Origin of the sequence: Novosphingobium sp. (assembly GCF_030699305.1) — a bacterium.
GTDB lineage: Bacteria > Pseudomonadota > Alphaproteobacteria > Sphingomonadales > Sphingomonadaceae > Novosphingobium.
In genome coordinates, this window is the sequence record NZ_JAUYNB010000007.1 from 1 (window position 1) to 5,842 (window position 5,842).

A 5,842-nucleotide genomic window follows, 5' to 3' on the forward strand; every position below is an offset into this window, starting at 1 on the left:
CGAGCGAAGTCGAGACACCGCGCGCAACGGCAACGTGTCTCGACTTCGCTCGACACGAACGGGTGGGGGAACGATCTGCTTATGCGTCTGACAGGGCCGCGCGATCGCGTTCCAGTGTGCGCGCGGCCAGCCAGCAGCACAGCGCGCCGACGAAGCCCAGCGGGATCGCGGCCGACAGGCCCATCCGCAGCGACCATGCATCGCCGCCCAGCGCCTGACTGACCGATCCGGTCAACCACGGCCCCACGAAATAGCCCAGCAGCGTCGCCACCATGATAAAGCTGGCGGTGGCGGTGGCGCGGAACCGTTCGGGCAGGATATACTGCAGGCTGGACATCACGCCCACCGCCCAGCCGCCGCCCAGCAGCCCGGACGGGATTGCCAGTAACGTCGCCAGCGAGAAACTGTCAGACCAGGTGACGGCGAGGATACAGGCCGTGGCGGAAGCCATCGCGGCCGCGGTCAGCCGGATCGGCCAGCTGCGGTCCCGCCGGGTCAGCTTGTCGGACACGGCCCCGAACAGCAGCATGCCTACCAGACCTGCCCCGCCGAAATTGACCGCAAAGGCGGTCTTGGCAACGGTCGGGTCGATCCCATAGCTGCGGGTGAACAGTTCCGGCCCCCAGTAACCGAACGCCACGCCCGACAGTGAACCCATTCCCATGCCGATCATCATCAGCACGTAGGACGGCGCGCGGCGCAGAGTGCCCAGCAGCGTGCCGAACGGGATGGCCGGGACAGCCTTGACCGGCACGGTGCGCACCGGCTCGCGGATGGTCAGCACCGCCAGCAGGCCCAGGATCAGGCCCGGCGCGCCCATCATGAAGAATGCGGTGCGCCAGTCATAGATCGCCGCCAGCCACGGTCCGCCAGCCTGTCCGGCAATCTGGCCGAAATAGGTCGCCAGCCCAAGGATTGCGAACGCACGGCCGCGCTTTTCGACCGGGAAGTAATCGGCCAGCAGCGAATAGGCCGGGGCGACGAACGCCGCTTCGCCAATCCCGACCGCGACCCGCGAAAGCGCCAGCGAAACCGGGCCGGTGGCCAATCCGGTCGCCACGGTTGCTGCGCTCCACACGACGCAACCCGCGGCAATAATGGCGATCCGGGATTTGCGGTCGGCCAGCCGTGCAATCGGCACGCCCGCAACCACATAGAGCGCAACGAAGGCCGGCCCCATCAGCAGGCCCATGAAATCATCGCCAAGGCCGAACTCGGCCTTGATCGGGCCAACCAGGCCGGTGATCAGGTAGCGGTCGGCGAAGTTGAAGATATAGATCGCCAGCAGCAACGCCAGCACCAACCAGGCGTTGGTCGGCGCGCGGGGCGCTGTGACAGGAGTGGTGAAAACAGGATCAGTCACGCATCTGCGCTCCGCCATTGACGTGCCAGACCTGCCCGTTGACCCACGCGCCATCGTCAGAAGCGAGGAAGGTGACCGCAGCCGCGATATCTTCCGGCTCCCCCAGCCGGGTGTGCGGGATCGCCTTCAGACCCTTTTCGACATATTCGTCGGTGAGGTGGAGCCTGACCGCTTCGGTCAGCACCAGCCCGGGGCAGATCACGTTGGCGCGCACGCCCTGCTTGCCGAACCGCGCCGCGACATGGCGGGCGAGCGGGTGGATGGCGTTCTTGGTCATCGGATAGGCCACCTGCCATGCCGCGCCGCCGCTGGCTGCGCCGCTGGAGGTGTAGATCATCGCCCCGCCGCCGCGCTCGATGATCGAGGGGAGGGCGGCCTGCGTCGCCAGAAAGTGGCTCCTGGTGTTGATCGCAAAGCTGGTGTCGAGCACTTCGACCGGGCAATCGAGCGCGTCGATATCGCCGCCAGTGCCGCCCGCCAGATTGGAATGGTAAAAGTCCAGCCCGCCGAACGCTTCCTTCGCGGCGGCGACAATGGCGGCCTGCGCATCGGCATTGGTGCCGTCGAGTGCCACAGCCAGTGCCGATCCGCCCGCAGCGCGGATCGCCTCGGCGGTTTCCTCGGCCTGATCGAGCAGCAGATCGCCGATCACGACGTGCGCGCCTTCCTGCGCCAGCCGCCGCGCGGTGGCCGCGCCGATCCCGCGCGCGCCGCCCGCCACGATCCCTACCTTGCCTGCCAGACCGCGCATTCGAACTCTCCCGAACTCATCCGATTTTATCTTGTTCGGCGGCATTCCAGACAGGCGTCAGGGCGTCAATCCCGGCGGGGAGTGACGCCCTGATCCGTGTCCGATGCTGTTCCGCCCTTATTCGGCGGCCTGCAACTGCGGCTGACCATAGTCAGGGTGGCCTTCATCGCAGAGCCGGTTGGTATCGGTCCACAAGTCCGGCGCGGGCACCGGGGTTATACCCAGTTCCTTGCGGATGTCCGCGATCTGCCAGTCGACCATGCCGCGCCAGTCGGCCAGCATCAGCGGATAGGTCCAGTTGCGGCCCTGGACCGCGCCCTGATACTCCGCCTCAAGGTTCAGCGCGGCGGCTTCGGCGTAGTAAAGCCCATCCTTCATGATCGTCTTGGACTTCAGATAGCTTTGCACCCGGCTGAAGAAGGCCGCCAGTTCCGGATGGAAATAGCGCACCTTGCTGTGCATGTTGGCATTGAGCAGCGCGATTTCGCCGCCATGGTTGGGGCCAAAGCCCGACACGATATGCTCGATATCGTGGGTCAGTGCGGTCTGGCGCAGGTAATACGTCAGATCATTCACTACCTGAATTTCGCGGTAGAAGATGTCGAGTTCATAACCGCTGTTGACCATGAAATCATAGAGCGCGGCCCCCAGCGTGCCGGGGGCGCAGTCCTTCACGTCATCCTTCTTGAAATCGGCCAGCGATTTGCGCTCGCACCATTCCGCAAACCGGGGCAGGCGGGCCTTTTCCTCTTCGAACAGGGCCATAATCCGGCCCCAGTCTTCCAGCGTCATCAGGATCTGCGCGACTTCGGGAATGAACGCCGTGTTGGGCAGGTCTGGCCCGTTGCGGCGCAGCATTTCCTGCGCGATCAGGTGACGCAGTTCCGCGTTGTTGAGGTAAGCAGAATTGCTGACCAGCACGGAGCTTTCGGTTTCGATCTTGCGGATCGCCCCGTTGAAGTAATCGCGCTCGCCAGCGCCAACTTTGACTTCCATGACCGTTTACTCCGCTGCGACGGCCAGAGCCGTGTCGTCGTTGATGGGGGACAGGAACTGGCCCGGCATCGCGCCGGTCGGCTTGCCGTCTTCGAACGTCGGCACGCCATTCACCATGGTCAGGCGGGTGGGCATCGCGGCGCGGGTAAAGCGCCAGGTCATGCCGCCCCGGCCATCGGGCACGTCATGCGCCTTCACCATTTCGCGGCGCTGGATTTCATCCATGTTGAACACCGCGATATCGGCGCGCTTGCCCGCTGCGATCACACCCCGGTCGGTCAGGTTGAAATGGCCCGCCAGCTTGCCGGTCATCACGTGGATCGCCTCTTCCAGCGTCAGCTTCTTTTCATCGCGGACATACTGGGTCAGCAGCAGCGCGTTTTCGCCGCCGCCGCACAGCATCTGCAAGTGCGCGCCCGCGTCGGAAATGTTCCCGACCGTTTTCGGATCGCGCATCAGCTCGATCGTCAGCGCCTCATCCTTGGGGAAGGGGGCCATGTGGACGGTGGAGCGGGTGCCGTTGGCCAGAATCCAGTCGGCCATCGCATCGGAGCGGTGCAGGCCCTTGCTGTCGGCATATTCCTTCAGCGTGATGCCGACCGGGCCGGTGCCATTTTCGCTGTCCAGCAGGAACAGTTCCTGCGGGTTCTTGAGCGGGGAGTGATCCCACGCCTGCGTGTCCCAGCTTTCGCGGGCCCGGGCGCGCCAGTCCGGATCGGCCAGCAGCCGGGCCTTTTCGGCGTGATCATCCGCCAGCACGACTTCGTGCCAGACGTAATCGTTCGACTGCGCAAAGATCAGTGATTTGACCAGACTGAGCGTCGAGGTCGGCGAAACGTGGGCGAACCCCGGCCAGATATCGACCCCGGCAGCGCGCATCTTGTTCACGCTATCCTGCATCGCGGGCAGGATGCCCTTCTGGAAGTCCAGCGTCGGGATGGCCCCGGCGATCTGGACCTTGATCGGGCGTCCGGCCAGCAGCTTGGACAGGCGCTCCAGATTGGCCGGGCCGGTCATCCGCATGAAGGTATCGACGATCACCTGATAGCAGCAGCCGGGATAGCGCTCCATCACGTCGAACAGCGCGGCGAATTCGGCATCGCAGGCCAGCAGGGTGGGGACGGGGCGGTTCTGCCCGTCATGGTCGTGCATGTTGTCCGACATGCCCAGCGCGCCAGCGGCCAGCGCGTCGTCGAGCAGGTCGGCCATGACGGCGATTTCTTCCGGGGTTGCCTTGCGCTCCCATGCTTCCACGCCCATCGCGGCCAGACGGATCGCGATGTGGCCGGTGTAGGCGGCGTAGTTCAGCGGCACCCTGACGTTCTTTTCGACCGAGGCGCGGTATTCGGACCACTTGTTCCAGTCCCACGGCAGGTTCTGCAGGAACGGCCCTTCCGGGATGTCCTCGAAGAAGCTGAAAATGCCGACCATTTCGCGCTGGGCGGGCATGTATTTGTGCAGCGGGGCGGGCGAAAAGCCGCAGTTGCCCATGATCATCGTGGTCGCGCCGTAACCCGGCAGCGGATCGAGATCAGGCTGCCACCACATCGTGCCGTCGTAATGGGTGTGGCTTTCGATGAAGCCGGGCGTCACCTGACAGCCAGCGGCGTCGAACACGCGCTCTCCGTTGGGCGCAAGGTTCGGGCCGACTTCGGCGATGATCCCGTCCTGAATGCGCACGTCGGCCGCAAAAGCCGGTGCGCCGGTGCCGTCCACGACGGTTCCGTTCTTGATCAGCATGCCAGTCATTCGTCTCTCCCAGATCAAAAAGTGGCGGCGGGTTGCTGGGCAACTCTCGGCCGCGACTGGGGGGAGCATATCGCGAAGCCGGATTCGCGCCGAATGCGTGGCTTGCCAAACGGATCAATTTCCGGTCAGTTCAGGATCATTATGCGATCTTATTCGACAAGCGCCGCCATGCTGACCATCTTGCGCCGGGTGCTGCGCCGTGAAAGCTGGACCGCGCGGCGGATCGCGGCGGAATTTTCCATCGGCGAGGCAACGGCCAAGCGCTGGCTGGCCGGCAAGGGGTTGTCGCTGGAGCGGCTGGAACGGCTCGCCGCACTGGTCGGGCTGACGCTGGCCGATCTGGCGCGGGAGGCGGAACATCCGGTCACGGGACTGGCTCAGGAACTTACGCTGGCGCAGGAGCGCGAACTGTCGAGTGACACGTTCCTCTCGTTCCTGTTCATGACCATCCTGGGCGGCAACAGCCCGGATGAAATCGCCCGCGATTTTGCCGTCCCGGCGACGGCGATGGACCAGTGGCTGGCCAAGCTGGAGCGGCTCGCGCTGATTGACCGGCTGCCCGGCGGACGGGTGCGACCATTGGTTGACCGGACGATCGTGTGGCGCAAGACCCCGATGCGTGCCTTGTTTGAGGAGCGCATGAAACCGCAGTTCATGGGAATGGACTTTGCCGCGCCCGATGCGGTCTATGCCTCGGAACTGGTCAAGCTGTCAGCGCGCGGCGCGGCGGAATTGGCCGAACTGATCGAACAGCACCGCCGCGACGTGCAGGCACTGGCCGAACGTGACCGCGAAGACAGCCTGCTCCAGCGCGGCTGGTACGGGATGCTGTGCGCAATGCGGCCGTTCGACATGAGCGAATTGCAGGCGGGCGGGCTGGGGTAGGGGTTGAGAGGAGGCAGTCCATGCCGCCGCAGAACTCCTCCCCCGTTCGTGTCGAGCGAAGTCGAGACACGCTGCGCGAGGTGTCTCGACTTCGCTCG

5 protein-coding genes are annotated in these 5,842 nt (G+C 64.9%); 1 reads left to right on the plus strand and 4 read right to left on the minus strand.

Features of this window, described 5'->3' with window-relative positions; translation table 11 throughout:
- Positions 1–79: 79 nt before the first annotated feature.
- The 4 genes from Q8Q53_RS01815 to Q8Q53_RS01830 form a co-directional block, all read right to left on the minus strand.
- Entirely contained in the window at positions 80–1,363 is a 1,284-nt protein-coding gene (locus Q8Q53_RS01815) for an MFS transporter (RefSeq protein WP_305700037.1), read from the minus strand.
- Positions 1,356–2,114 (minus strand): SDR family NAD(P)-dependent oxidoreductase, encoded by a 759-nt coding sequence (locus Q8Q53_RS01820; protein WP_305700038.1) that lies wholly within the window; start codon positions 2,112–2,114, stop codon positions 1,356–1,358. Before Q8Q53_RS01820 ends, Q8Q53_RS01815 begins: the two co-directional genes overlap by 8 nt.
- 117 nt (positions 2,115–2,231) lie before the next feature.
- A complete protein-coding gene (locus tag Q8Q53_RS01825; RefSeq protein ID WP_305700039.1) occupies positions 2,232–3,110 on the minus strand; it encodes a Coq4 family protein in 879 nt (292 codons plus the stop codon).
- Between the two features lie 6 nt (positions 3,111–3,116).
- A complete protein-coding gene (locus Q8Q53_RS01830) occupies positions 3,117–4,859 on the minus strand; it encodes an amidohydrolase family protein (protein ID WP_305700040.1) in 1,743 nt (580 codons plus the stop codon).
- A gap of 141 nt (positions 4,860–5,000) precedes the next feature.
- Between Q8Q53_RS01830 and Q8Q53_RS01835 the strand changes: the two genes are divergently transcribed.
- On the plus strand, positions 5,001–5,744 hold the full coding sequence (locus Q8Q53_RS01835) for a hypothetical protein (RefSeq protein WP_305700041.1): 744 nt from the start codon (positions 5,001–5,003) through the stop codon (positions 5,742–5,744).
- Positions 5,745–5,842 lie beyond the last annotated feature (98 nt).